The sequence below is a fragment of the Stenotrophomonas sp. SAM-B genome (assembly GCF_013387485.1).
Classification (GTDB): Bacteria; Pseudomonadota; Gammaproteobacteria; order Xanthomonadales; family Xanthomonadaceae; genus Stenotrophomonas; species Stenotrophomonas maltophilia_AA.
Genome location: NZ_JABBXB010000009.1, coordinates 73,404 through 100,400 on the forward strand (window position 1 = coordinate 73,404; position 26,997 = coordinate 100,400).

The window sequence follows — 26,997 nt, forward strand, 5'->3', positions numbered from 1 at the left end:
TTATGCTCGGCGGGCACCCCGGCAAGGAGCGGCATGTACGACTACATCGTGATTGGGGCCGGCTCGGCCGGCTGCGTGCTGGCCAACCGGCTCAGCGAAGACCCGGCCTGCCGGGTGCTGCTGCTGGAAGCCGGCCCGCGCGATACCAACCCCTTCATCCACATGCCGGCCGGGCTGGCGCGGCTGGTCAACAACCGCCGCATCAACTGGAACCTGGAGACCGAGCCGGAGCCCGCGCTCGGCGGCCGGCGCCTGTGGTGGCCACGCGGCAAGGTGTTGGGGGGATCGAGTTCGATCAATGCGATGTGCTACGTGCGCGGCGTGGCTGACGACTACGACGGCTGGGCAGCCGGCGGCGCCACCGGCTGGGGCTGGGAGCAGGTGCTGCCGTGGTTCCTGCACAGCGAGCGCAACAGTCGTGGTGCCAGCGTGCTGCACGGCGATGCCGGCCCGCTGTCGGTCTCCGACCTGCGCCACCATAATCCCCTCTCGGCCGCCTTCATCGCCGCCGCACAGGAAGCCGGCCACGCCCACAATCCGGACTTCAATGGCGACCAGCAGCTCGGCGTGGGGCTGTACCAGGTCACCCAACGCGACGGTGCGCGGTGTTCGAGCGCCGATGCCTACCTGCGCCCCGCGCGCCAGCGGCGCAACCTGACCGTGCTCACCGGCGCGCAGGCAACCGCGCTGAGCTTCGAGGGCACGACGGCGACCGGTGTGCACTATCGACGCGCGGGTCGCCACCTGCATGCCCGCGCGGCAGCGGAGGTGATCCTCAGCGCCGGCGCCATCCACTCCCCGCACCTGCTGATGCTGTCCGGCATCGGCGAAGCAGACGCGCTCCGCTGCCACGGCATCACCCCGCGCGTGGACCTGCCCGGGGTCGGCCGCAACCTGCAGGATCATCTCGACATCTGCACCGTCGTGCACACCGGGCCGGGCGTCAGCTACGACCGCAGCAGCGAGCTGCGCATCGCCGTCGATTACTTCCTGCGCGGCCACCGTGGCGCCGGCACCAGCAACCTGGCCGAGGCCGGCGGCTTCGCCCGTTCGTCGCTGGCCACCGATGCGCGCGCCGACGTGCAGTTCCATTTCGTCCCGGCGATGCTCGACAACCACGGGCGCCATCGGCTGCCCGGCGATGGCTACACCCTGCATGCCTGTCCCCTGCACCCGCGCAGCCGTGGCCAGCTGCGCCTGCGCGATGCCGACGCACGCTCGCCGCCGCGCATCCAGGCCAACTACCTGGGCGATGCCGACGGCCATGACTTGAAGATGATGCGCGAATGCGCGCGCCTGTCCGGGGAGATCCTGCGGCAACCCGCCTTCGATCGCTGGCGCGGCGCGCCGGTGTTTCCCTCCGGCACCGATCTGGACGACGCCGCACTGGACGCCTTCATCCGGGCCAAGGCCGAGACCATCTACCACCCGGTCGGCACCTGCGCGATGGGGCGGCACCCCGAGGCCGTGGTCGACCCGACCCTGCGCGTGCATGGCGCCGAGCGGCTGCGGGTGGTGGATGCTTCGGTGATGCCGCGCCTGGTCAGTGGCAATACCAACGCACCGACCCTGATGATCGCCGAACGCGCCGCGCACTGGATCCGGGCGGCCGCGCCTGGCTGAACAGGGGTGCGCTGCGCCCCCGTTCGACGTGCGCGGCCTCAGCCTGTCGGGAACGGCAAAACCCGCACGTTTTCAATGTGATACGCATTCATCTTCGATTCGTTTGTGCAATCGCGAAAAGCGGCGCTAGAATCGGTCCCAGCAGTCGCGCACGGGCACCCACACGATGAACCAGAACAACAGGCGCCGACCGATCCGTTCGGCGGCCACCGGGTTGTTGGGCATGTTGATGCCCATCGCCATGTCTTCCACCGCGCAGACGCCCGCAACGGCGCCCGCCGCGTTGCCGGTCAACATCGAGGAGTCGGCGCCCAGCGCCGCCCCGCACACCCAGCCTGCCGCATATCGCACCACGGCCGCCGGCCTGAAGGTGCAGCCGCCTGCGCAGGGCTTCAACGTCGCCGCGATCGAATCGATGGCGCAGCAGCTTACCTATGGCGAACGCGTGCCCGGCATGGCCGTGGCGATCGTCCAGGGCGGACGCGTGCTCAGCGCGCGCGGTTACGGCGTCACCGACGTCAACAACCCGCAGCAGGTCGATGCCCACACCGTGTTCCGCCTCGCCTCGCTGTCCAAGGCCTTCGCCGGCACCATGGCCGGCCTGCTGGTCAACGACGGCACGCTGCGCTGGGACAGCAAGGTCACCGACTACGTACCCGGCTTCCAGCTGAGCACGCCCGAAGCGACCGAGCGCCTGACCGTGGCCGACCTGCTCAGCCACCGCGTCGGCCTGCCCTACAACGCCTACGACCGCGACGTCGAAGCCAACGCCGAGTACTACACGCTCACCCACAAGCTGGCCGCCACCTCGCTCAAGTGCCTGCCCGGCGACTGCTATGCGTACCAGAACGTGGCCTTCAGCCTGATTGGCGACGTGGTGTACGCCGCCTCGGGCAGCTTCTACGAGCAATCCGTCGAGCGCCGCCTGTTCAAGCCGCTGGGCATGGACGACGCCAGCCTCGGCCTCGCCGGCATCCAGGCCAGCTCGCGTTGGGCACGCCCGCATGTGCGCAGCCGCAACGGCTGGGTCGCACTGACACCCAAGCCGACCTACTACCGCCTCGCCCCGGCCGCCGGCGTCAACGCCAGCGCCAGTGACATGGCGCAGTGGCTGCTGGCCCACACCGGTCACCGCCCCGACGTGCTGCCCGCCCCGCTGCTGGCCACGCTGCACGCCAGCCTGATCAGCACTCCGGGCGAAATGCGTTCGGGCTGGCGCCGCGAACGCCTCAACTCGGCCGGCTATGCCCTCGGCTGGCGAACCTTCGATTACGCCGGCCACGAAGTGATCTTCCACGCCGGTGCCGTCCAGGGCTATCGCGGCCTGGTCGCGCTGATCCCCGAGCGTGACCTCGGCATCGCCATCATGTGGAACGGCGAAAGCAGCCTGCCCAGCGGCCTGCTGCCGACCGTGCTCGACCAGGCCATGGGCCTGCCGACCCAACGTTGGCTGGACGTGGACACCGACTTCGGCAGCGACAACCTGATGGCCGAAGACGCCGCCCCGCAGGGCAAGCGCAAGGGCGTTTCGTCGAACCGTGCGGTCGCCTCGCCGCGCTGATCCCGCCCGCGAGCGGCATCGAAAAAGGCGGCCTGAGGGCCGCCTTTTTTGTGCGTTCTTTCGCGTCGCCCATAAAAAAACTCCTTCCCCGCTGGGCTGCCAGGGAAGGAGTCTCAGGTACGGCTATCGGGAAAAACTTAGATCAGCGGTGCCGGGGTTGCCGGCAGAGCGACCGGAGCGGCCTTCTTCTTGCGAACGGCCGGCTTGCGCTTTGCGACCTTCTTCACTGCCTTCTTCGCCGACGCCTTCTTGGCCGGAGCCTTGCGGGCGGTCGCCTTCTTGGCGGTGGCCTTCTTGGCTACCTTGCGGGTGGCCTTCTTGGCGGTCTTCTTGGCAGCCTTCTTCGGAGCGGCTTTCTTGGCTACCTTGCGGGTCGCCTTCTTGGCCGTCTTCTTTACCGCCTTTTTCGCGGTCTTCTTGGTGGCTGCCTTCTTCGCAGTCTTCTTGACGGCCTTCTTCGCCGTCTTCTTCACTGCCTTCTTCGCGGTCTTCTTGGTCGCGGCCTTCTTTGCCGTCTTCTTCACGGCCTTCTTCGCCGTCTTCTTCACGGCCGCCTTGCGGGCGGTCGCCTTCTTGGCCGCCTTCTTCACCGTCTTCTTGGCAGCCGCCTTCTTGGCTACCTTCTTCACGGTCTTCTTGGCAGTCGCCTTCTTAGCGACCTTCTTGGCTGCCTTTTTGGCGGCCGGCTTTTTCTTCGCAGCTTTCTTGGTTGCCATGGGATGGCTCCTCGTCAGTGATCTATGGAGTGGAAACGCCCAGGTAAAGCAAACCCGCCGTTGCTGCGTCGCGGGGACCGCCGTCGCGTCATGCGCGTCGTGACGGATACGGGGACACCTGCCATGTGCGGCCAGGCAGATATCGGATCAGGAAGGGTCTTGCGGTTCGCTGAAGGAAGCGAAGCCATCTCCACCGTCATCGGACGCGAGGTGGATGTCCAGGTTGTGCTTCGCGACTTGATGTCGATTCTGCTCACTCTGTTCGCAGGCAAGGTCTGCTGAGGCGAAACCTAATCACGCTTTTTTTCACTGTCAACAACCCCGGCGAAAAATTTTCACACCAGCGCCTTGCCGCGACGCCCCTGCCGCGCCCTGTGATCACCCCGCAGGCGCGCCATGCCATCGCCAGCGCGGGCACCGCATGCGAGCAGGCGCTGACACCGCCGAAAAGAAAAACACTTAAAAGAAGCACTTTCGTGTCGCGACATCGCAACATCGCCGTGTACTGTGGCACCACCGTGGACGCGCGGCGGGTTCGATCACAGCCGCCGCGGGACTGCCCGTGCGGACCTTAAACGGACCGGAAAACTTTTCACATCCGTCCGCGCTTTTTTCGACCCGATTCGCGTAACTGCGCAAACTTTTGACCGTCCGGCACCGACGCGTTCGCGCCTGGCATCGGCGCTCGAACGTCGCCGACGCATCCGCATCGATCCCGCATCGGCATGCCGTCGGTCGTCGACGCGGGCCAGATCACCGGCACGCATCGACACCGAACCGATCGTCATGAGGCGGTTGGTTCGCGCGCAATGGAGGTCCGCAACACGCACGACCCTCACGCACTGCTAACGGCATCGACACGCACCCGGCGCGCGGGCAAAAAAAAACGGCCGCACCAGGCGGCCGTTCTTCCTGCCGGAAACGCGATCAGTGATCTTCGTTTTCCAGCAGCTCGGCGTAGTCGTCCGGACCCAGCAGTTCGTTGACTTCGTCCAGGCCGGCCACTTCGACGACATAGATCCAGCCGTCGCCGTAGGCGTCTTCGTTGATGGTTTCCGGCTTGTCGCTCAGGGCTTCATTGACCTCGACGACCGTGCCGGTGATCGGGCTGTACACGTCCGAAGCCGCCTTGACCGACTCGACCACCGCCGCCTGTTCGCCGGCCTTGACCTCCTGGCCAACCTCCGGCAGTTCAACATAGACCAGGTCGCCAAGCAGGCCCTGGGCGTGGTCGGAAATACCGACGGTGACACGGCCGTTGCCTTCAACGCGTGCCCACTCGTGGGACTTGAGGAATTTGAGGTCGCCGGGGATCTCGCTCATGGGACTGCTCCGAGGAATATCAGGGGGGGTCAAGAAACGGGGGTAGTGTAACCAACCGGCGCGGATACGCATGCGTCCGCACCGGGTACTTCACGGCATCAGCCGTCGATCAACACGCCGGGCTGGGCCTGCCCTTCGCGCACGAACGGGAACTTCACCACGCGCACCGGAACCTGCTTGCCGCGGATGTCGACGCGGACGTCGCCCAGGTCGCCGCCCGGCACGCGCGCGAACGCGATGCCCTTGCCCAGCGTCGGCGAGAAGGTGCCCGACAGGATCTCGCCTTCGCCGCTGGCGGTCAGCACGACCTGGCCGTGGCGCAGCACGCCCTTTTCATCCATCACCAGGCCGATCAGCTGGCGGGCGTTGCCGGCCGCCTTCTGCGCCTCGAGCACGTCGCGCCCGATGAAGTCACGACCTTCGTCCAATGCCACGGTCCAGGCCAGGCCGGCTTCGTACGGGGTGATCTCTTCGTCCATGTCCTGGCCATAGAGATTCATGCCCGCTTCCAGGCGCAGCGTGTCGCGCGCGCCCAGGCCGGCCGGGCGCACGCCGGCGGCGGTCAGCGCCGTCCAGAACGCGACCACGGCGGTCTGCGGCAGCAGGATTTCGAAACCGTCTTCACCGGTGTAGCCGGTACGCGCCAGGAACAGCGGGGTGCCGTCGGCGGCGGTGGTTTCCAGCGCGGCGAAACGGCCGAGCTTTTCCAGCGCGGCGCGATCGCTCTCGCCCAGCAGGCCGATCACCCGCTCGCGTGCCGTCGGGCCCTGCACCGCGATGATGGCCAGGTCTTCGCGTTCGATGACCTCCACGTTGAAGGCGGCTGCCTGCTCACGGATCCAGGCCAGGTCCTTCTCGCGGGTCGAGGCGTTGACCACCATGCGGAAGAAATCGTCGGCCATGTAATAGACGATCAGGTCGTCGATCACGCCGCCGCGGGCATTGAGCATGCACGAATACAGCGCCTTGCCGGTCGCCTTCAGCTTGTCCACCGAGTTGGCCAGCAGGGTGCGCAGGAACGGCTTGACCTGATCACCGCGCAGGTCCACCACGGTCATGTGGCTGACGTCGAACATGCCGGCATCGCTGCGCACCAGGTGGTGCTCGTCCAGCTGCGAACCGTAATGAATCGGCATGTCCCAGCCACCGAAATCGACCATCTTGGCGCCGAGTGCGCGGTGGGTATCGTTGAGAAGCGTCTTCTGGGTCATGACCGGTTCCGGGGGAATGAAGGCAAGAAAGCATTATCCCAGAACCGCCTTCACAACGCCTGCGGCGGTGCGGGAAAACCGCGGATCAGGCCTGCTGCACCTTCAGCGTCATGCCTTCCACCGCCACCACCCGCACCGGGCTGCCGGCCGGCAGATCCGGCCCGGACACCACCCAGAACGCATCGTCGATCTTGGCCCGGCCCTTGCCGGCCACGATGGCCTGGTCGAGCACGACCACCCGTCCTATCAGCTGCTCGGCGCGCCGGTTCAACAGCGGCTGGTCGCTCTGGCGATCATGCGATCGCCCCCAACGCCGGTAGCACTGGATCGAGACGACGCTGAGCACCACGAAGGCGACCACCTGCCACAGCAGCGGGATGTCGGCGAACACCGCGACCAGCACGAACACGGCGGCGGCGCCGATCCCGATCCACAACATGAAGGCGCCGGGCGCGAGCGCCTCGGCGGCGAACAGCACCAGTGCCAGCGCGCCCCAGGCCACGACTTCCCAGCGCATGTCAGCCTCCGATCCGCGGCGGGACGCCGCGCGTGGCTTTCTTCTCTTCCTGCTTGGCGAACGCCTCGCGCGCCAGTTCAGCCACACCGGCGATCGAGCCGATCACGCCGCTGGCCTCCATCGGCATCAGCACCAGTTTCTGGTTCGGCGAGGTCGCCAGTTCCTTGAATGCTTCCACATACTTCTGTGCGATGAAGTAGTTGATCGCCTGCACGTCGCCCTGGGCGATCGCCTCGGAGACCATCGTGGTCGCCTTGGCTTCCGCCTCGGCCAGGCGCTCGCGCGCTTCGGCATCGCGGAAGGCGGCTTCCTTGCGGCCCTCGGCCTCCAGCACGGTGGCCTGCTTTTCGCCCTCGGCGCGCAGGATCTCGGACTGGCGCGAGCCTTCGGCTTCCAGGATCTGCGCGCGCTTCTCGCGCTCGGCCTTCATCTGCCGCGCCATCGCGTCGAGCAGGTCGCGCGGCGGCTGGATGTCGCGGATCTCGATGCGGTTGACCTTCACGCCCCACGGGTTGGTGGCATGGTCGACGACACTCAGCAGCTGGGCGTTGATCACCTCGCGCTGGCTGAGCGATTCGTCCAGGTCCATCGAGCCGATCACGGTGCGGATGTTGGTCTGCACCAGGGCGATCATCGCCACTTCCAGGTTGGCGACCTCGTAGGCGGCCTTGGCGGCATCCAGCACCTGGAAGAACACCACGCCGTCCACGCGCACGGCGGCGTTGTCCTTGGTGATCACTTCCTGGCTGGGCACGTCCAGCACCTGCTCCATCATGTTCACCTTGCGGCCCACCCCGTACACGATCGGGATCAGGAAATGCAGGCCGGGCGACATGGTGTGGGTGTAGCGGCCGAAGCGCTCCACGGTCCATTCGTAGCCCTGCGGCACCATCCGCACGGCCTTGAACAGGATGACGACGGCCACGAAGGCCAGTACCAGCGAGAACAGCATGGTCGGAAACATCAGGTCACTCCCTTTCCCCGGAATCGTAGGTCCGAGTATAGCCACGCCGTCTTCACGCGGCCGTAGGGGTTTTCCCCCGACCGGTTTCGTCGGGATCAGGCGGTGCGCGGGGCGAACATGATGACCATCATGCCGACCAGGCACAGGCCGACGCCGAGCAGGTCCCAACGGCTGGGGCGGATGCCGTCGACCAGCCACAGCCACATCAGCGCGGTGCCGATGTAGACCCCGCCATAGGCGGCATAGACCCGCCCGCTGGCGGTCGGGTGCAGGGTCAGCAGCCAGGCGAACAACGCCAGGCTGGCGGCGGCCGGCAGCAGCAGCCACGCGCTGCCGTCCCTGCGCAGCCACAGCCACGGCAGGTAGCAGCCGACGATCTCGGCCACTGCGGTCAGCACGAACAGCAGCAGCGTCTTCACGGCTTGGGCTCGTCCGCCTTGGCCTGCTGCCAGAGCGCTTCCTGCGCGTCCAGGTCGAGCGCGGCCATCGACTGCCCCGCGGCCTCGGCCTGCGCTTCCATCGCCCGGAAGCGGCGTTCGAACTTGTGGTTGGCCAGGCGCAGGGCGGCGCCCACATCGACCTGGGCGTGACGGGCCAGATTGGCGCAGACGAACAGCAGGTCCCCGAGTTCTTCCTGCAGGCGCGCGTGGTTCTCCTCGACCGGGCCGCGCGCGAATTCCGCGGCAACCTCGTCCAGCTCCTCGCGCACCTTGTCCATCACCGGCGCCGGGCCCGGCCAGTCGAAACCGACCCGTGCCGCGCGCGCCTGCAGCTTCACCGCCCGCTGCCATTCCGGCAGCCCGCGCGAGATGCCGGCCAGCGCGGAGGTGTCGGTGTGGCCCTTGGCGGCACGCTCGGCGCGCTTGATCGCCTCCCAGTTGCTGTTGACGTCCTCGGCCCCCTTGACCTGGACCTGGGCGAACACATGCGGATGCCGGCGCTCCATCTTGTCGCTGATCGCGCGGGCGACGTCGGCGAACGCAAAGGCGCCCTGCTCCTGCGCCATCTGCGCGTGGAAGACCACCTGCAGCAGCAGGTCGCCGAGTTCGTCCTTGAGATCGTCCAGGTCGCCGCGGTCGATCGCATCGGCGACCTCGTAGGCTTCCTCGATGGTGTAGGGCGCGATGCTGGCAAAGTCCTGCTGCAGGTCCCAGGGGCAGCCCTGCAACGGATCACGCAGGCGCGCCATGATGCCCAGCAGGCGGTCCAGTTCAGGGGTGGCAGGCATCGTTGCTCCAGTCAGGTCAGGCGGGCAGCCACGCGCGCCACGGCAGGCGGGTATCGCCCAGCGCGATGAAATCGCCGTTCAACAGGGTTTCGCGGCGGTTGTAGCGGAACGGCTTGCCGGTCTCGGCCGAGAGCACAGCGCCACCGGCCGCGTGCAATACGCACTGGCCGGCCGCGGTATCCCATTCGGAGGTCGGGCCCAGCCGCGGGTAGACGTCGAGCGTGCCTTCGGCCAGCCGGCAGAACTTCAGCGAGGAGCCCTGGGCGAGCACCTCGATATCGCCCATGCGGTCCAGCAGGGCCTGCGTCTGCGCGCTGCGATGCGAGCGGCTGGCGGCCACCCGCAGCGGTGCCGAAGCCGGCGTGCGGGTGCGCAGCACCGAATCGCGCATGCCGTCGCGGCGGTAGGCGAGCTCGCCGCGCATGGCGTGCCAGACTTGGCCGGTGGCCGGGGCCAGCACCACGCCGAACGCGGGCGCGCCCTGGTAGATCAGCGCGATGTTGACGCTGAACTCGTCATTGCGTTTGACGAATTCGCGGGTGCCATCCAGCGGGTCGACCAGCCAGTAGGCGCCCCAGTGCTGGCGGATGTCCCACGGCACCTGCGCCGATTCTTCGGAGAGGATCGGCAGCTCCGGGGTCAGCTGCGCCAGCCCGCGCTCGATCACCTGGTTGGCACCGAGATCGGCGGCGGTGACCGGGCTGTGGTCGGATTTGATCTCCACATCGAACGGCGTGGCGTACACCGCCATGATGGCGGCCGCTGCGTCCTGGGCGATGGCGATGACGGTTTCGCGCAGATCCGTCGTGAGTTTGATCATTCCTTCCGTCCCAGCCACTCGCGGGCGATGAACAGCGCCGCCAGCGATCGGCCTTCGGAGAAATCCTCGCGCAGCATCAACTGGTCCAGATCGGCCAGTTTCCACGGCACCACCTCCAACTCCTCCGGCTCGTCGCCGACCAGGCGTTCGGGGTACAGATCGCGCGCCACCACCAGCCACGACTGGTGGCTCATGTAGGTCGGGGCCAGGGTCATCGCGCGCAGCACGTCGACCCGCCGGGCGCCGTACCCGGCCTCTTCCTTCAATTCGCGGTCGGCGGCCTGTTCGGGCGTTTCGCCGGCGTCGATGCGGCCTTTCACCAGGCCCAGCTCGTAACGGTGCATGCCGGCGGCGTATTCACGCACCAGCAGCACGGTCTCGTCATCGAGCATCGGCACCACCACCACGGCGCCGTGGCCGCGGGTCACCAGCCGCTCGAAGCGGCGGCGTTCGCCGTTGGAAAACTCCAGATCCAGATGCTGGCGCTGGAACGGCCCGCTTTCCTCGTCCGTGATCTGGTGGATGATGGGCAGGCGACGGCTCATGCGAGCATCTCTAGAATGGGTACTGGTGAAAACGTGTTCATGAGCCCGAAATGCTAGCAGACCCAGCCCCCCTCACGCTGGCCGATCAGTGGCGGCAACGCGATCTGGCCGTGCTGTGGCACCCGTGCACGCAGATGCGCGAGCACCCCGACACCCTGCCCCTGCTGCCGATCGCCCGCGGCGAAGGCCCGTGGTTGATCGACCACGATGGTCATCGCTACCTGGATGCGGTGAGCAGTTGGTGGACCAATCTGTTCGGCCATGCGCAACCGCGCATCGGTGCGGCCATCGCCGAGCAGGCCACCCGGCTGGAACAGGTGATGCTGGCCGGCTTCAGCCACGAGCCGGCGGTACGGCTGGCCGAGCGCCTGCTGGCCATTGCCCCGCGCCAGGCCGGGCGCGATCCGCTGGCCAAGGTCTTCTATGCCGACAACGGCTCGGCCGGGGTCGAGGTGGCGCTAAAGATGGCGTTCCACTACTTCCGCAACCGCGGCGAGAACCACCGCACCCGCTTCGTCGCGCTGGAGAACGGCTACCACGGCGAAACCCTGGGCGCGCTGTCGGTCGGTGACATCCCGCTGTACCGACGCGTATATGCGCCGTTGCTGACCGAGGCGCTGTTCGCCCCGTCGCCCGATGCCTACCTGGCCGAGCCGGGCCAGAGCCCCGCGCAGCGCGCGCACCAGGCCGCCGATGCGCTGGCCACGCTGTTCGACCAGCACCCGGGCGAGATCTGCGCGGTGATCCTGGAGCCGCGCCTGCAGTGCGCCGGTGGCATGCGCATGTACGACCCGGTCTATCTGCAGCGTGCGCGCGAGCTGTGCGATGCCAACGGTGCGTTCCTGATCGCCGATGAGATCGCCACCGGTTTCGGCCGCACCGGCACCATGTTCGCCTGTGAGCAGGCCGGGGTGATGCCGGACCTGCTGTGCCTGTCCAAGGGCCTGACCGGCGGGTTCCTGCCGCTGTCGGCGGTGCTGGCCACGCAGGCCCTGTATGACGCTTTCCTCGACGATTCGCGCGAGCGCGCCTTCCTGCATTCGCACAGCTACACCGGTAATCCGCTGGCCTGTGTCGCCGCGCTGGCGACCCTGGACATCTTCGCCGGGGAGGACGTGATCGCGCGCAATCGCAGCACCGCCGAGGTGATGCGTACCCTGGCCGCGCCGTTCGCCGACCACGCGCACGTCGCCGATGTGCGCCAGGCCGGGATGGTGGTGGCCTTCGAACTCACCCGCAATGGCGACAAGCACACGCCGTTCCCGGCCGACGCCCGGGTCGGGCTGCACGCCTACAAGGCCGCGCTCAAGCGCGGGGTGGTGCTGCGCCCGCTGGGCAATGTGCTGTATTGGATGCCGCCGTACTGCGTGGAGGATGAACACTTGGATCTGCTTGCCCTGACCACGCTGGCCGCCATCGACGAGGCCGTCGCATGCGCGTGACCCGAAGCCATATCGATCATCCGCTGGCGGTCGGCCAGACCCTGGCGCTGCCCGAGGACGCCGCCAACCATCTGGTCCGCGTGATGCGCCTGCGCGAAGGCGACGGCTGCGTGCTGTTCAACGGCGATGGCCAGGATTACCGCGCCACCCTGGTGACTGTGGGCAAGCGCGATGCGCAGGTGCGCATCGAGAGCGCCACCGCACTGGACAACGAATCGCCGCTGCACATCACCCTGCTGCAGGGCATCGCCCGCGGCGAGAAGATGGACCTGATCCTGCAGAAGGCCACGGAGCTGGGCGTGCAGGCCTTCGTGCCGGTCAATGCCGAGCGCACCGAAGTGAAGCTGGATGCGGCCCGCGCCGAGAAGCGCCTGGCGCACTGGCACAGCGTGGTGGTCTCGGCCTGCGGCCAATCCGGCCGCGCCCGCGTGCCCCGCGTGGCCACGCCGCAATCGCTCCAGGACGCTGCCAACGGGGTCGCAGCCGGGGCATTGAAGTTGACCCTGGATCCGCAGGGCGAGCACCGCCTGTCCACCCTGTCAGCGGCACCGGGCGGCGTAGTGATCGCGATCGGCCCCGAAGGCGGTTGGTCGCCGCGCGATCGCCAGGCGCTGGCCGCAGCGGGCTTCCAGGGCTTGCAGCTGGGCCCGCGCGTGCTGCGCACCGAGACCGCAGGTCTGGCCGCCATCGCCGCCGTGCAGGCCCGATTGGGCGATCTGGGCTGAAGCAGAAACGGAGCAGAAACGGGGACGGAGGTAGTTAATCGTGCCGATTAACTACCTCCGTCCCTGTTTTTTTCTCACCCCGCGACGGGGAAGGCTTCGTCCAGCGCCGCTTCCAGCGCATCCAGATCGGGCAGCAGCGCGCTCTGCTCGCCCAGCAGCACGCGCATGTGCACGCCCTGCGGCAGGGTGTCCTCGGAGGCATCGGCCAACAGGCCGTCGCGCGGAACCGCGATCAGCTGCGGGAAGGTCTGGGTCAGCAGGGCGAAGTACGGCCGGCGGGGATTGCCCCCCAGCGCCTTGAGCACCACCACCTTGTTGTTGGCCACCACCGGCTCGTCGCCCTGCCCGGACAACCGGGCGAACGACAGCAGCGGGACGTCCCAGCCGTGCCAGGCGATCTGCCCGACCAGCCAGGCCGGTGCATCGGGGACGGTTTCGACCGGCACCTTGGACATCATTTCGGCCACGGTGGCGTTGGGCAGCAGCACGCGTTCGTGCCCGGCCTGGATCAGGACACCGCGGATTTCGTCGTTGCTGGCGTAACTCATGGAGATTCCTTCAAGGGTCCGCGGCGCGCTTACGCGTCCACGCCCCAGCGTTCGGCGATGGTGGCAGCGAGCTGCGGCGGTTCACCGGCATCCTGTCCGGCGACCACCACGGCACTGGCGGCGGTCGGGTCGTAGCAGCCTTCACCCACCTGGCCTGCGACCCACGCACCGGCGCTCGCCAGGGCAAGAACCGCATCGACCTGGGCGGCGTCCGCACCACTGAGCAGGACCACGCCACTTTGCCGGGCCGGCAGTGCCTCGATCTGGATGCCGGCCGGGTCAGCGATGAAGTGCAGGCTGCCCTGGCGCACGGCGATGCCGATGTCGTCGGGCAGGATGTAGGCCTGCCCCGCCGCCACGGCCTGGGCATCCTCGGCCAGCAGCACCGGCAGCGCGGAAACGCGAGCCATCTGCTTGACCAGGTTGCCGTAACGGCCACCGTCCAGGCGCATATGCACCAGGACCGCGGTCGTCAGCGTCGCAGGCAGTGACGCCAGCAACCGGCGCAGCGCATCCGGCCCACCGATACCGGCCAACACCAGCACCGCGCCGGAACAGCCACCGTCGGGACCGGCCTCGGGTTCAAGCTCGACCAGTGACAGGCGCTCGGTGTCGAAGCGTTCCGGCTCCAGCGCCGGCCCGCTGGCCGACGTTGAAGTGGCAACGACGGCATCCTCCTCGACCAGCGACCAGCGGCTGTGATCGCCGATCGACACGGCAGCCGCAGCCGGCGGCGTCGAGGCGGGGATCGGTGGAATCGGTGAGGCGACCGGATCGGCGTCCACGGGCTGCAGCGCGGCCAATGCCTCTTCCAGCGACACCGGCTCGCTCAGCTCCGCCGGCACCTGGTACAGGCCATCGGCGGGCAGGTCGGACGCCGCGTCCTCCGCTTCGCGCAGATGGAACTCCAGCGGCGCATCGGCATGCAGCTGCGCCGGGGTGACCGGCAGGCCCGGTTCGGGCTGCAGTTGCTGATCCTGTTCCGAGCCCGGCGGCAGCACGTCCTGGTGACCGTGCAGCTTGGCCACCAGATGCCGCGCCCAGCGCTGCGCTTCCCAGCCGTCGCGGCGGGCGGCCAGCTCGGCTTCGTCGAAGATCAGGGTCAGCGAAGGCGAGCCAAGGACCGGATCCAGCCGTTCCAGTGCGTCTTCGATCGCCGGTTCCAGGGCGATCAGCACCGCGCCCGGATCGGCATCGCGCAGGGACTGCAGGTCGAGCGTATTGGGATCGTCCTCCAGCACTACCCGCGCGCCCGCATGGGCGAGCGCCTCGCGCAGGCGGTCCCGCGCCGGGCCGGGACGGGCCAGCAGGGCCACCGACAACAACGTAGGGGTGTCACTCGCGTGCACGGGCGATCCCCAGCAGGTCATACACGTTACGCATCAGATCCAGTTCCTGGTAAGGCTTGCCCAGGTAGCGCTGGACACCGAGTTCGAAGGCCCGTTGACGGTGCTTGTCGCCGCTGCGCGAGGTGATCATCACGATCGGCACGCCTTGGTAGCGCGGATCGGCGCGCATGACGCTGGCCAGCTCGTAGCCGTCCATGCGCGGCATTTCGATATCCAGCAGCATCAGGTCCGGCACGCGCTCCTCCAGCCGCTCCAGCGCTTCGATGCCGTCGCGGGCGACCGTCACCTCGAAGTTGTGGCGCTCCAGGATGCGGCCGGTGACCTTGCGCATGGTCAGCGAATCGTCGACCACCATCACCAGCGGCACATCGCGATCGCTGACCTTGGCGGCAGCGGTGATCGGCTTGTGCGGGTTGGCCAGGTAACGGCGCACCAGCGGGGCGACGTCCAGGATCACCACCACGCGGCCATCGCCGGTGATGGTCGCACCGTAGATGCCCGGCACCGAGGCGATCTGCAGGCCCACCGGCTTGACCACGATTTCGCGGTTGCCCAGCACCTGGTCGATCGCCACGGCCACGCGCAGGTCGCCGGCGCGGACCAGCAGCAGCGGCACCTGGGCCTGGCCTTCGGCGCGGGCCTGGGCCTGGCCGATCAGCGTGCCCAGATCGTGCAGCGCGAACTCCTCGCCACCGTAATGGTAGCCGCCGTTGGCGGTTTCAAAGCGCTCGCGCGAGATCCGGCCGATACCACTGACAGAGGCGACCGGTACCGCGAAGGTGGTTTCGCCGATCTGCACGAACACCGCCTGGGTGACTGCCAGCGTCTGCGGCAGGCGCAGGGTGAAGGTGACGCCCTGGCCGCTGACCGAGTGGATGTCCACCGAGCCGCCCAGCTGGCGCACTTCGTTGTGCACCACGTCCATGCCCACGCCACGGCCGGCCAGCTGGCTGACCTGGTCGGCGGTGCTGAAGCCGGGCGAGAAGATCATCGCATCCAGCTCGGCATCGCCCAGCACGGCATCGGCGGCGATCAGGCCACGCTGTTCGGCGCGGCGACGGATCGCTGCGCGGTCCAGCCCGGCGCCATCGTCGGCCACTTCCAGCACGATTTCCGAGCCTTCGCGGCGCAGGCGGATGGCGATTTCGCCCTCCTCCGGCTTGCCGGCGGCACGACGCTGTTCCGGGGTTTCCAGACCGTGCGCCACCGAGTTGCGCAGCATGTGTTCCAGCGGCGCGACCATGCGGTCGAGCACGTTGCGGTCCAGTTCGCCGTGGGTCCCTTCGAGGATGACGTGGACCTGCTTGCCGGTGTCCTGGCCGGCCTGGCGCACGACCCGGCGCAGGCGTGGCACGAGGCCATCGAACGGCACCATGCGCGCGCGCATCAGGCCGTCCTGCAGTTCCGAACTGACGCGCGACTGCTGTTGCAGCAGCACGTCGTACTGGCGCGACAGATCGTCCAGCACCCCCTGCAGGCCGCCCAAGTCAGCCGCGGACTCGTTCAGCGCGCGGCTGAGCTGCTGCAGCGTGGAGAAGCGGTCCAGTTCCAGCGGATCGAATTTGTGGTCGACCTGTTCCTGCTCGCGCTGGTAACGGGCCACGATCTGCGCTTCGGTTTCCAGGTCCAGTCGTCGCAGCTGATCGCGCAGACGGGCGTTGGTGCGGTCCAGTTCGCCCATGGCGCCGCGGAAGGCACCGAGCTGCTGTTCCAGGCGCGAGCGGTAGATCGCCACTTCACCGGCGTGATTGACCAGGCGGTCGAGCAGATCGGCGCGCACGCGCACCTGCTCCTGCTGCGGCCGCGGCAGACCATCGTCTTCGCTGACGGTTTCCAGTGGCACCGGTGCCGACAGCGGCGCCGCCACGAGCGCGGCAATCGCCGCTTCGACCTGGGCATCACCGGACGGCAGCGCGGTGCCCACGGTCTCGTCCGGCTCGGGCACGGCCCGACCCTGGGTGCGCTGCTCGAACGCCGCGATCAGATCGTCGGGCATCGCCACGGTGCGGTGCTGGCCGGTACGGGTCAGCAGCTGGTGCAGGCGATCGAAGCCGCGTTCCAGCAGGTGCACGTCGCTGCGGTCGATATCGGTCCGGTTGGCCGCAACGGCCTCCAGCAGCGACTCGATGCCGTGGCCCAGGTCGCCGATCGGGTTGATCCCGGCCATGCGCGCACCGCCCTTGAGGGTGTGCAGATCCCGCTGCAGGCCGGCGATCACGTCGCGGTCCTGCGGCGCGGCGCGCAGCTCGCTGATCAGGCCATCGCAGTGGTCGAGCAGGTCCTTGCCTTCCTCCACGAAGATATCGACCAGTTCCTGGTCCAGCTGGGTGAAATCGAGCGCGTCGCCCGGCGCTGCGTCGTCGTTGTCGTGGTCGTTGTCGACGACATCTCCGGCGGAGGCGTCGTCGTGCGGCGGCACCTGGGTAAGGGACGCGGCGGGCGCGTCTTCCAGCTCGAAGAAACGGGACGGGGCGGCATCAGCGGCCGACGCATCGGGCGCGGTGGCCTCGATCGCCTCGGCGAACGCATCGGCTTCGCCGGTGTTGTCGTCGGTCGCGTCCAGACCCAGTACGCCGGTATCGGAGGCATCCGGCGCATCGACGACGGTCAGACCATCGTCCACGGCCTGCTGCGCGTCTACTACCTCGCCAAACGCCGGTGGAGGCGGCAGGACTTCGTCCAGTGCCTGTGCGTCCTCGTCGTCGTCCTGCCCGGTGTCGCTCCAGCTGTCGTTGGCGGCGTCATCCACGGACACCGCGTAGGCGCTGTCCGGTTCACGGACGGTGTCGGTGTTGGTGCTGGTGTTGGCGTCAGTCGCGAACTCGGCCTCGCGCGTTGCTTCGGCTTGGACTTCGGCTTGGGCTTCGGCTTCGGCTTGGACTTCGGCTTCGGCTTCGGCTTGGACTTCGGCTTCGGCTTCGACTTCGGCTTCGGCTTCGGTTTCGGCTTCGACTTCGGCTTCGGTATCGGACACGACCGGTGCAGCGGGTTCGGCGAGATGATCGAAGTAGCGCGAGAGATCCTCGGCGGAGGTCAGCTCGACCGACTCCAGACCCGCATGGACCGACGCCAGATCGGCGTCCTCGGGCTCGTCAGTCACCGCATCCAGCGTCTGCGGCGCGGCGCCCGCACGCACTGCGTCGGGCAGTTCGGCGTCGAAATAGGCCGACAGGTCATCGGTGCCGGTCAGCTCCATGGCGACCAGTGCATCCTCGTCGTCAGCCTGCGTGGACGAATGATCCGGCGTGATCACGCTCAGTCCGTCGGCCTCGAGTTCGGCCTGCTGCACGTCGGTCCCGGCGACATCGTCGGCCGTGGCCAGGACGGGCGCAGCATCGTCCGTCGGGGTGGCTTCGTCGGCTTCGTCGGCTTCGTCAGCCTGTTCGGCCTGCTCCGATCCGTCAGCCTGTCCGGCCTCCGCCCCTTCGGCGTACAGCGCTTCGTCGAGCAGGTCCAGATCGTCCTCGACCAAGGCCGGCCAGCGCGCTTCGGGCAGGGTATCCGCCAGGGCGACCAGGCGGGCAGCCAAGGCGTTCTGCACGGGCACGCGCGGTGCCTCGTCCTGCAGCGCCGCCATCGTGGTGGTGATCGCGGCGCAGGTGTCGGCCAGCGCAGCCATCCCGGCCGCACCCGGCAGCGCATCGGCGGCCAGCGAGCGCTTGATGTAGCTTTCCGCGGCGCCGGTGACGGCCGTGATCTCGGGCACGTCGGTCATCGCGAACGCGCCATTCATCGTGTGCACGGCGCGCAGCAGGCCATCGGTGACCGCCTGCGGGCCATCGGTCGCAGCATCCAGCCACGCCTGCAGCGTCGCCTGGTGCACCTCGACCTCGGCCTCCAGGATCTCGCGCAGGACGCTGTCGATATTGGCAGGCGTGCTCTCGACAACCGGCGCAGCGTCGGTCGCAGCCACCTCCTCTGCCGGCGTCGACACAGCGACCGCGGCAGCGCGCGGCAGCGGCACATGGAAGGTTTCTTCGCCCGCGGACACGCGATCGGCGATGCCCTGCATGGCCTGCAGATCGGCGGTGACACGGCTGCCATCGCGCAGCGCGGCATTGAGCTGCGGCAGCACGTCATAGGCCTGGCCGACCAGCGCGACCACGGCCGGCGAGGCCGGGCGGCTCCCGTCGAGCACGCGGTTGAGCATGCCCTCGATCTTCCAGCTGAACTCACCCAGCGTGCGTGCACCGACCAGACGACCACTGCCCTTCAGGGTGTGGAACACGCGGCGGATCGGGCGCAGGCGGTCCAGGTTGTCCGGCGCGATGCGCCAGGCCGGGAGCAGATTGCCCAGGTTCACCAGTTCCTCGTCGAACTCTTCGATGAAGACCTCGCGGATGTCCTGGTCGATGTTCTCGCCATCGTCCTCGAAGCCGGCTTCGATGCTGGTGTCTCCGGCGAGCGGGGCAACCGGCGGGGCAACCGCCGCAGCGGCGTTCACCGGGGTATCGATCGGCGCCCCTTCCGGGCGGAACTGCGCGGCCGCCGCATCCAGTTCGGCCAGGAACCGGGTGGAGGCATCGTCCAGTTCGATACGTCGGATCACCGCGTCCTGCACGGCCGGCGTCGGCAGCGTCGTCTCGGCGGCGTCGGGGGCAGCGTCGAGATCCGTCGTAAACGTGCTGCGCGGTGCTTCGGCGCTGTCCTCCGCCGCGGCGACCGGAATTTCCTGCAGGAAGGTCGGCAGTGCTTCGACATCCACCTCGCCCTGCGCGAAGGCAACGGTATCCCCGCCATCAGCGGTGGCCGCATCGGTGTCGTCGATCTGCAGCGACAGCACATCGTCGGCGTTGTGCAGATCCTCATCGAAGGTGAATTCGATCGGCTCGTCGCTCAGCTCCAGGGTGTCGTGCTCGGCGGCGACCGGATCGAATCCGTCGCCTGTCGCCACGAAGGCCGGCAACGCCTCGGAGGCGCGTACGTCGTCGACGTCGGCACGTTCCGGTGACGCCACGGCGGCATCGTCGCGCGCAGCGTCCTGCCCCGCGACACCCGCCTGCGGGTCGGACGCCAGCGGCGACACGTCCCAGGTGGCACCGGCCGGTGCTTCGGCAATGACCGGATCGAAATGGGCGAAGGTCGGCAACGTGTCCACGTCGTCGCTGCCCGCCAGGGTCCACTGCGGCGCATCGGCGGCGACGGGGGCGGTGGAGGCATCGAACACCAGCGCCACCGGCGCTGCGACCGTCGGCGGCGGATCGAACGTGAAGTCCGGCAGCGGCGGCGGCAGGTTGGCCGGGCGCGGAACGTCGGCCGTCACGCCAAGCGCGATCGGCTCGGGCGCAGGTGCGTCCCACGGCGTCAGCTCGATAGGTTCCGGCGCCACCGGCAGCGATTCCGGACCGGTCTCGGCACTCGGCTGGTTCGCGTCCGGCAGCGGCCAGTAACGCAGGGTTTCCAGGCTGCTGCGGGTGATGTCGAGGATTTCCTCGCGGCCCGGCCGGCGCTCGCGCAGGGCCTCCAGGTAGTACTCCAGGCTGGCCATGGCGTCGGCCAGGGTGTCCAGCTGGCGACCGCTCGGCACGCGCTGCTTGTCCAGCAGTTCCACCGCGATGTACTGGCGCACGCCCTGCAGGTAATCCGCCGGGTCCGACAGATTGAGCATGCGCAGCGCACCGGCGACCTCGCCGAGCAGGCGCGGGACTTCCTGCAGTTCCTGGTGGTTCCAGTTGGTTTCGATGAAGGCGACGAAATGCTCGCGCGCGGCGGCGAAGTTGGCGATGGCTTCATGCGCCAGCACCTCCACCGTGCGCCGGTTTTCCACCGCGCTGGGATCGTCTTCGCCACTGCCGCCGGCGCCCAGGTGGGCGACCTGGTCGTCCAGCGAGGCATCCACGTAGAGCAGCGCACCGGCGATGTCCAGCAGCAGGCTCTCGTCGATCTGCTGCTGCCCGTCCACCACCTCGCGCAGCGCGTCGCGCTGCTGCACGACCACGCCGCGGGCCACGCCCAGGCCCATCATGCCCAGCGTGTCGGCGACCGCGCCCAGCTCGTTGACCTGGGTCTGCAGCTGCACCGGCTCGCCACCGGTACGCAGGTGCAGGTCCAGCGCGTCCTTGATCCGCAGCAGCTCTTCCTTGACCGCGTTGCCGACGGTGTCCAGCAGTTCGCGGTTGCGCCCGCTCAGGCTGCCGCGCGCATGGTCCAGCTCGGCCTCGGTAGCGCTGGCGCTGTCCGGGGCGAAGGCGAACAGCACGCTTTCATTGATGCCCGGCAGGGCGCGCGCCGAACGGATGTCATTGAGCAGCGGCAGCAGCACGATCGGAATGTCCCGATGGCCGTTCTGCAGCCGCTCCAGGTAATCGGGCAGCAGCACGCTGCCGCGCATCAGCGTGGCGCAGGCTTCGTCACGGTCCGGCACTTCGCCGGCACCGATCGCGTTGGCCAGCTGCTCCAGCTCCTCGGCCACCATCGCCGGGGCGTACAGCTCGACCATGCGCAGGGTCCCCTGCACCTGGTGCAGGTAGCCGGCGCAGAAGCGCATGCGGCTGCCATCGGCAGGGTCCTCCACGTAGTACTCGACCTCGTTGCGCACCTGGCGCAGGGTCTCGTCCAGCTCCGGCTTGACCCAGCCCAGCGCGGCGTGGCTCATGGCATCGCGCAGCGTGCTCATGCCAGGTCTCCCGGCAGCTCGGCGCACATGGCGTACGGTGATTTCTCGCGATGCATCATCTGCTTGTTCCTTCCCTCTCCGCCCTGCCCGCGGCTCACGCCGGCAGCTTGAAGTCGGCAACCGAGCGGCGCAGGTCGGCCGCCAGCTGTGCCAGGTGGCCGATCGACTCGGCGGTCTGTCCCGCGCCCTGCGAGGTCTGGCCGGTAATCTGACGGATCACGCCCATGGTGCGGGTGATGTCCGATGCCGCGGCCGACTGCTGCTGGGCAGCGATCGAGATGTTCTTGATGAGGTTGTTCAGTGCGTTGGAGACGCGCTCGATTTCGGTCAGGGCGGTACCGGCGTCTTCGGCCAGGCGCGCACCGGAGACCACTTCGGCGGTGGTCTGCTCCATCGAGCTGACCGCTTCATTGGTATCGGCCTGAATGGCCTGCACCAGGTTCTCGATCCGTCGGGTCGCACCGGACGTGCGTTCTGCCAGGCGCTGCACTTCGTCGGCCACCACGGCGAAACCGCGGCCGGCCTCACCGGCCGACGCCGCCTGCACCGCGGCGTTCAACGCCAGGATGTTGGTCTGCTCGGAAATGTCGTTGATCAGTTCCACGATCGAGCCGATTTCCTGCGAGGACTCACCCAGCCGCTTGATGCGCTTGGAGGTTTCCTGGATCTGGTCGCGGATCTGGTCCATGCCCTGGATCGTCTCGCGGACCACGCCGGCGCCTTCGGCGGCGATGATCACCGAGCGCTGCGCCACCTCGGCCGACTCGGCCGAGTTGCGCGAGACCTGTTCGATGCTCGAGGCGATTTCGCCGATCCGGTCCGACGCGGAGGTGATCTGGTTGGCCTGGTGGCCGGCCGCTTCGGCCAGCTGCATGGCGGTGGCCTGGGTTTCCTGGGTCGACACGGCGACCTTGGCCGAGGTGTCGTTGATCGTGGTCACCAGGTGGCGCAGTTCGTCCACGGCGTAGTTGATGGCGTCGGCGATGGCGCCGGTCATGTCCTCGGTCACCGAGGCCTTCACCGTCAGGTCGCCCTCACCCAGTGAGCTGATTTCATCCAGCAGCCGCATGATGGCCTGCTGGTTGCGGCTGTTGAACTCGACCTGGGTCTGGTAACGCAGCTCCTGCTCGCGCGAACGGCTGCGCACCGTGCTGCCGACGAAGCCGATGATGGCGATCAGCGAGAACGCGCCGGACACCACGCCCAGCCAGAAGTTCGGGAACAGGCGGGTGTCGCGCAGCGAGCCGAACGAGGAGAACGCCTCGAACAGCTTCTTGCTGTCGCGGAGCATGTCCGCCGAGCCACCGGTCAGGGCCGCGGCCGAAGACTGCGCCGAGAACAGCTGGCGCGAGCTGGCCAGGATCGCATCGGCGTCCTGCTTCATCGTGTCCCACTGCTTCTGCGACTGTTCCAGCGCGGCCAGCGCCGGGCCGTTGCGGACCGCGGCGATGCCCAGTTCCTCGTTGCCGTTGCGCAGCGCATCGAGCACCTGGGTGAACACCACCGAGTCGCGTGCCAGCGCATCACCCGCGGCCGCGGCATTGGCGCCACCGGCGCGCATTTCGGTCACGCGGCGGGCCATCGAGCCGACCACCACGACCTGCTGCAGGGCGTTGTAGAGCTGCGAAGACGGCGCGCCACTGGCCGACATCGCACGGACCACTTCGTTCAGCTGTGCCTGCAGTGCGGGCACGCCGTTGACGAAGTTGTTGGCATTGCCGGCGAGCGCCAGCACCGCCGGTTCGCTGGCAACCAACTGGCCGGCGCTCTTGCCGAGCGGCTCCCAGGTCTTGATCAGCGCATTGAGCGGGCCGGACACGTTCGTCTCGGCGCCGTAGCGGCCCTGCAGGGCGCTGACGGTGCTTTCGATGTCGCTCTTGGTCAGCTTGAACGCGGTGAACGCCTGGGCGTTGCCCGAGACCGCTTCACGGCCCTGGTTGGCCAGCTGCTGCGAGAGCACCTGCAGGTTCGCGGCATCGGTGCTGGCACTGGCCAGGCGACTGCCCTGCCAGGTCGCCACGCCGGTGTTCACGCCGAACACGATCATCGACACGGCCAGCAGGCCGAGCCAGAAATTGGTGCCCACCGAACCGAGCTTGCCGGCCTTGGCGGATTCCGAAGCAGTACTCATCGTTCAACCTCGATCTTCAATACGGAGAGACAGGCGCCTGCGGTCAGGCTGCGGCCTGCCTGAATTCGGGGGTACGCGACAGCAGCGACAGCGAGAACACGCCCCAGTCATGGCCATCGCCGTGGAAGGCGCGGTCGATGAAATGCGCATAGCGGCCGGTGGCCAGATCGCCGGCGACGATGTCCTGGTCCAGCGCGAAGCTGCGCTGGCCGAACAGTTCATCGATGGTCAGCGCCACGTCGCCGCCGGCCTGGCGCATGATCAGCACGCGCTGGCCCTCCTGCTGCACGGTGCGCTCGCCTTCCAGGAAGAACTTCAGGTCCACCACCGGGAACAGGTTGCCGCGCAGGTTGCCGACGCCCAGCAGCCACGGCTGTGCGCCGGGCACCGGGGTGATCGGCGGCATCGGCACGATTTCCACCACCTCGCGGAAGTCCGAGACCAGCCGGCGCTTGCCGACCCGGTAGCCGACGCCGCGCCACAGGTCCTGCGAAAACTGCCGCTCGGGCAGCTGCACGGCATGGGCCAGGCTGCGCCGTTCGTAAGCCTGGAGGATGTCGAAAGGAGAGCGCATCAGACCACCAACTGGTTGATCCGCGCGATCAGTTCCTCCTCGCGCGGCGGCTTGACGATGTAGTCGGCCGCCCCCTGGCGCAGCCCCCACGCCTTGTCGGTTTCCATCGCCTTGGTGCTGACGATGACCACCGGGATGTGCTTGATGGCCGCGTCGCGCGCCATCGCACGGGTGGCCTGGAAGCCACTCATGCCCGGCAGGACCACGTCCATCAGTACCAGCTGCGGCGACTGCTCGCGCACGAGCTTGAGCCCGTCCTCGGCGTTGTCCGCTTCCAGGACTTCATGACCGGCCTTGGTCAACCACTGCGTGAACACCGCACGGTCGGTCGGTGAATCCTCGATCAGTACGATTCGAGCCATTGTGCCTTTCCCCCCTGGTCAGGCGTTGACGTATGTGCGGATGGCACCCAGCAGTTCTTCACGCGTGAATGGCTTGGTCAGGTACTGCTCCGAGCCGACGATGCGGCCGCGCGCCTTGTCGAACAGGCCGTCCTTGGACGACAGCATGATCACCGGCGTCGACTTGAACAGCTGGTTGCCCTTGATCAGCGCACAGGTCTGATACCCGTCCAGCCGCGGCATCATGATGTCCACGAAGATGATCTGCGGCTGTTGGTCGGCGATCTTGGCCAAGGCCTCGAAACCATCGGTCGCGGTCACCACCTCGCAGCCTTCCCGCTTCAGCAGGGTTTCCGCAGTCCTGCGGATGGTCTTCGAATCATCGATGACCATCACGCGCAGCCCTGCGAGTTCCCCACCCGCAGCCATGTATTCAGTCATTACCTTTCCCCAAGCGCGCGACGCTTGCCAGATCCCCGGCGTCGCTGCGAAAGCGTATCTATATCCCAATACCGGCGCGCGCTTCAAGCAGACCCACCGCGGCCCCGCCGCCAGCGGCCCGGGCGGCGCCCGCCCCGCGCCGTTTGCGCAAACCCGGGCCGGCCGGACACTGCGTTCCGGCCCCCGGGGCGGGCATTGCCGGGCCATAGTCGCTACCATCATCGGCCTGCCCGCCAGGTTGCGACCATGCCGTTGAATGTCATCGTGGTGATGGACCCCATCGCCCATATCAAGATTGCCAAGGACACCACCTTCGCGATGCTGCTGGAAGCCCAGCGCCGCGGCCATGCCCTGCACTACGTCAGCCCCGGCGGGCTGGCCCTGCGCGACGGCCAGGCCATCGCCCGCACCGCCCCGCTGCAGGTGCGCGAGGACAAGAACGACTGGTTCACCCTGGGCGAGTTCAGCCAGACGGTCTTCGGCCCCGGCCAGGTCGTGCTGATGCGCAAGGACCCGCCGGTCGATGCCGAATTCATCTACGACACCCACGTGCTCAGCGTCGCCCAGCAGGCCGGTGCGATGGTGGTCAACGACCCGCAGGGCCTGCGCGACTACAACGAGAAGCTGGCCGCCCTGCTGTTCCCGCAGTGCTGCCCGCCGACCCTGGTCAGCCGCCGCAACGCCGACCTGAAGGCCTTCGTGCTCGAACACGGCCAGGCCGTGCTCAAGCCGCTGGACGGCATGGGCGGGCGGTCGATCTTCCGCAGCGGCACCGGCGACCCCAACCTCAACGTGATCCTGGAAACCCTGACCGACGGCGAGCGCACGCTGGCCCTGGCGCAGAAGTTCATCCCGGACATCACCGCCGGCGACAAGCGCATCCTGCTGGTCGATGGCGAGCCGGTCGACTATTGCCTGGCACGGATTCCGCAGGGCGATGAGTTCCGCGGCAACCTGGCCGCCGGCGGCCGCGGCGAAGGCCGCCCGCTGAGCGAGCGCGACCGCTGGATCGCCGCCCAGGTCGGGCCGGAAATGAAGCGCCGCGGCATGCGCTTCGTCGGCCTGGACGTGATCGGCGACTACCTCACCGAAGTCAACGTCACCAGCCCCACCTGCGTGCGCGAGCTGGATGCCCAGTTCGGGCTGAACATCGCCGGCACCCTGTTCGACGCGATCGAGGCCGGCCTGCCGCGATGAGCGCCAGCGTCGTCCCGGTGCCGACGTGGCAGGCGCGCGAATCCCAGCGGCTGGGCGCGACCCTGACGCTGTCGGTGCTCGTGCATGCGCTGCTGATCCTCGGCGTCGGTTTCGCGGTCAGCGACAGCGCGCCGCTGGTGCCGACCCTGGACGTGATCTTCAGCCAGACCCAGACCCCGCTGACGCCCAAGCAGGCCGATTTCCTGGCCCAGGCCAACCAGCAGGGCGGTGGCGACCACGACAAGGCGCAGCGCCCGCGCGACAACCAGGCCGGGATCGTGCCCCAGGCACAGGCCGGGCTGTCGCCGGTGCCGCAGCAGCGCCAGGAGGCAGCCAGCGTGCCGCCGCCGCAGACCCGCGTGGTCAACAGCCGCAATGGCACCGACACCATCGCCGAGGCGCAGCCACAGCCGCTGCCTGAGCAGCCCCGCCCGGACGCACCGATGACCGCGCGCGAGCAGCGTGACGTGGAGATGGCGCGGCTGGCGGCCGAAGTACATCTGCGCTCGGCGCAGTACGCCAAGCGCCCGAACCGCAAGTTCGTCTCGGCCAGCACCCGCGAATATGCCTACGCCAACTATCTGCGCGCATGGGTCGACCGCGCCGAGCGGGTCGGCAATCTGAATTACCCCGATGAAGCCCGCGCCCGCCGGCTCGGCGGCCAGGTCGTGATCACGGTCGGTGTGCGCCGCGATGGCACGGTGGAAAGCGCGCGCATCCTGCAGTCCAGCGGCACGCCGTTGCTGGATGAAACCGCGCTGCGGGTGATCACCCTGGCCCAGCCGTTCCCGCCGCTGCCCAAGACCGAGGATGCGATCGACATCCTGCAGGTGACCCGCACCTGGGTGTTCCTGCCGGGTGGTGAGCTGCGCGACGACCGCTGATCGGGCGCAGGGCCCGGATCAAGCGCAGAGCGCAGCCACGCATGGCGTGGCTCTACCCCCGATACGAAAGGCGCAGCCCGATACGCAGGGCGCAGGTCCCGATACGTAATGTGCAGGTAGCAACTGTCTTATCAGGTGCAGACCAACGCGGCCTCGGCGTCCCGCTTGCGGGCGTTGAGGATGACCAGCATCTTGCGCATGACCGCTACCAGCGCCACCTTGCTCGCCTTGCCTTTGGCTT

The 26,997-nt window shown here is 68.2% G+C and carries 22 protein-coding genes and 1 pseudogene; 6 read left to right on the plus strand and 17 right to left on the minus strand.

The genetic code is table 11. The features are described from left to right. Window positions 1-33: 33 nt before the first annotated feature. Window positions 34-1,623, plus strand: a complete 1,590-nt coding sequence (locus HH110_RS16090; RefSeq protein ID WP_176990608.1) for a GMC family oxidoreductase — start codon at window positions 34-36, stop codon at window positions 1,621-1,623. 223 nt (window positions 1,624-1,846) lie between these two features. Further along, entirely contained in the window at window positions 1,847-3,184 is a 1,338-nt protein-coding gene (locus HH110_RS16095) for a serine hydrolase (protein ID WP_241696606.1), read from the plus strand. 137 nt (window positions 3,185-3,321) lie between these two features. Here HH110_RS16095 and HH110_RS16100 read toward each other — a convergent pair whose 3' ends face one another. The 9 genes from HH110_RS16100 to nudE all read right to left on the minus strand — a co-directional run bounded on the left by HH110_RS16100 (window position 3,322) and on the right by nudE (window position 10,508). Beyond that, window positions 3,322-3,900, minus strand: a complete 579-nt coding sequence (locus HH110_RS16100; protein WP_176990610.1) for a hypothetical protein — start codon at window positions 3,898-3,900, stop codon at window positions 3,322-3,324. 927 nt (window positions 3,901-4,827) lie between these two features. Then, entirely contained in the window at window positions 4,828-5,223 is a 396-nt protein-coding gene (gene gcvH, locus HH110_RS16105) for a glycine cleavage system protein GcvH (RefSeq protein ID WP_176990611.1), read from the minus strand. A gap of 98 nt (window positions 5,224-5,321) precedes the next feature. Beyond that, window positions 5,322-6,434: a glycine cleavage system aminomethyltransferase GcvT gene (gcvT, locus tag HH110_RS16110; RefSeq protein ID WP_176990612.1), complete on the minus strand. Its 1,113-nt coding sequence runs from the start codon at window positions 6,432-6,434 to the stop codon at window positions 5,322-5,324. Between the two features lie 85 nt (window positions 6,435-6,519). Then, entirely contained in the window at window positions 6,520-6,951 is a 432-nt protein-coding gene (locus HH110_RS16115) for an NfeD family protein (RefSeq protein ID WP_176990613.1), read from the minus strand. 1 nt (window position 6,952) lies between these two features. Further along, window positions 6,953-7,915 (minus strand): SPFH domain-containing protein, encoded by a 963-nt coding sequence (locus tag HH110_RS16120; RefSeq protein ID WP_046272684.1) that lies wholly within the window; start codon window positions 7,913-7,915, stop codon window positions 6,953-6,955. Window positions 7,916-8,010: 95 nt separating this feature from the next. After that, on the minus strand, window positions 8,011-8,334 hold the full coding sequence (locus HH110_RS16125) for a YnfA family protein (RefSeq protein ID WP_176990614.1): 324 nt from the start codon (window positions 8,332-8,334) through the stop codon (window positions 8,011-8,013). Beyond that, a complete protein-coding gene (mazG, locus tag HH110_RS16130; RefSeq protein ID WP_176990615.1) occupies window positions 8,331-9,143 on the minus strand; it encodes a nucleoside triphosphate pyrophosphohydrolase in 813 nt (270 codons plus the stop codon). Before mazG ends, HH110_RS16125 begins: the two co-directional genes overlap by 4 nt. Before the next feature lie 16 nt (window positions 9,144-9,159). Then, window positions 9,160-9,963: a 3'(2'),5'-bisphosphate nucleotidase CysQ gene (gene cysQ / locus HH110_RS16135; protein WP_176990616.1), complete on the minus strand. Its 804-nt coding sequence runs from the start codon at window positions 9,961-9,963 to the stop codon at window positions 9,160-9,162. Beyond that, entirely contained in the window at window positions 9,960-10,508 is a 549-nt protein-coding gene (gene nudE, locus HH110_RS16140; RefSeq protein WP_121039027.1) for an ADP compounds hydrolase NudE, read from the minus strand. Before nudE ends, cysQ begins: the two co-directional genes overlap by 4 nt. Window positions 10,509-10,558: 50 nt before the next feature. Between nudE and bioA the strand changes: the two genes are divergently transcribed. Both bioA and HH110_RS16150 read left to right on the plus strand, forming a co-directional pair. Beyond that, on the plus strand, window positions 10,559-11,950 hold the full coding sequence (gene bioA, locus HH110_RS16145; protein WP_176990617.1) for an adenosylmethionine--8-amino-7-oxononanoate transaminase: 1,392 nt from the start codon (window positions 10,559-10,561) through the stop codon (window positions 11,948-11,950). Then, window positions 11,941-12,675: a 16S rRNA (uracil(1498)-N(3))-methyltransferase gene (locus tag HH110_RS16150; RefSeq protein ID WP_176990618.1), complete on the plus strand. Its 735-nt coding sequence runs from the start codon at window positions 11,941-11,943 to the stop codon at window positions 12,673-12,675. The genes bioA and HH110_RS16150 overlap by 10 nt, the downstream gene beginning before the upstream one ends. A 74-nt stretch (window positions 12,676-12,749) precedes the next feature. Here HH110_RS16150 and HH110_RS16155 read toward each other — a convergent pair whose 3' ends face one another. From HH110_RS16155 to pilG, 7 genes are all read right to left on the minus strand, one after another. Next, a complete protein-coding gene (locus HH110_RS16155) occupies window positions 12,750-13,223 on the minus strand; it encodes a chemotaxis protein CheW (protein WP_176990619.1) in 474 nt (157 codons plus the stop codon). Window positions 13,224-13,252: 29 nt separating this feature from the next. Beyond that, on the minus strand, window positions 13,253-14,593 hold the full coding sequence (locus HH110_RS16160; RefSeq protein ID WP_176990620.1) for a chemotaxis protein CheB: 1,341 nt from the start codon (window positions 14,591-14,593) through the stop codon (window positions 13,253-13,255). After that, the gene (locus HH110_RS16165) at window positions 14,559-21,188 is read right to left on the minus strand and encodes an Hpt domain-containing protein (RefSeq protein WP_176990621.1); all 6,630 of its coding nucleotides are present in this window, start codon (window positions 21,186-21,188) and stop codon (window positions 14,559-14,561) included. The genes HH110_RS16160 and HH110_RS16165 overlap by 35 nt, the downstream gene beginning before the upstream one ends. Window positions 21,189-21,282: 94 nt before the next feature. Next, window positions 21,283-23,319, minus strand: a complete 2,037-nt coding sequence (locus HH110_RS16170) for a methyl-accepting chemotaxis protein (RefSeq protein ID WP_176990622.1) — start codon at window positions 23,317-23,319, stop codon at window positions 21,283-21,285. 43 nt (window positions 23,320-23,362) lie between these two features. Continuing rightward, the gene (locus HH110_RS16175) at window positions 23,363-23,893 is read right to left on the minus strand and encodes a chemotaxis protein CheW (protein ID WP_176990623.1); all 531 of its coding nucleotides are present in this window, start codon (window positions 23,891-23,893) and stop codon (window positions 23,363-23,365) included. Further along, on the minus strand, window positions 23,893-24,255 hold the full coding sequence (locus HH110_RS16180) for a PleD family two-component system response regulator (protein WP_123730426.1): 363 nt from the start codon (window positions 24,253-24,255) through the stop codon (window positions 23,893-23,895). Before HH110_RS16180 ends, HH110_RS16175 begins: the two co-directional genes overlap by 1 nt. Before the next feature lie 18 nt (window positions 24,256-24,273). Then, window positions 24,274-24,675 (minus strand): twitching motility response regulator PilG, encoded by a 402-nt coding sequence (gene pilG, locus HH110_RS16185; protein WP_121039045.1) that lies wholly within the window; start codon window positions 24,673-24,675, stop codon window positions 24,274-24,276. Between the two features lie 246 nt (window positions 24,676-24,921). On the opposite strand from pilG, the gene gshB reads away from it, so the two are divergent. After that, window positions 24,922-25,872 (plus strand): glutathione synthase, encoded by a 951-nt coding sequence (gshB, locus tag HH110_RS16190; protein WP_123730425.1) that lies wholly within the window; start codon window positions 24,922-24,924, stop codon window positions 25,870-25,872. Continuing rightward, window positions 25,869-26,756 carry an energy transducer TonB gene (locus HH110_RS16195; protein WP_176990624.1) on the plus strand — a complete coding sequence of 296 codons (888 nt, stop codon included), beginning with the start codon at window positions 25,869-25,871 and terminating at the stop codon, window positions 26,754-26,756. The genes gshB and HH110_RS16195 overlap by 4 nt, the downstream gene beginning before the upstream one ends. Before the next feature lie 131 nt (window positions 26,757-26,887). Here HH110_RS16195 and HH110_RS16200 read toward each other — a convergent pair. Next, window positions 26,888-26,997 (minus strand): annotated as a pseudogene (locus HH110_RS16200) (IS110 family transposase); the annotation flags it as partial.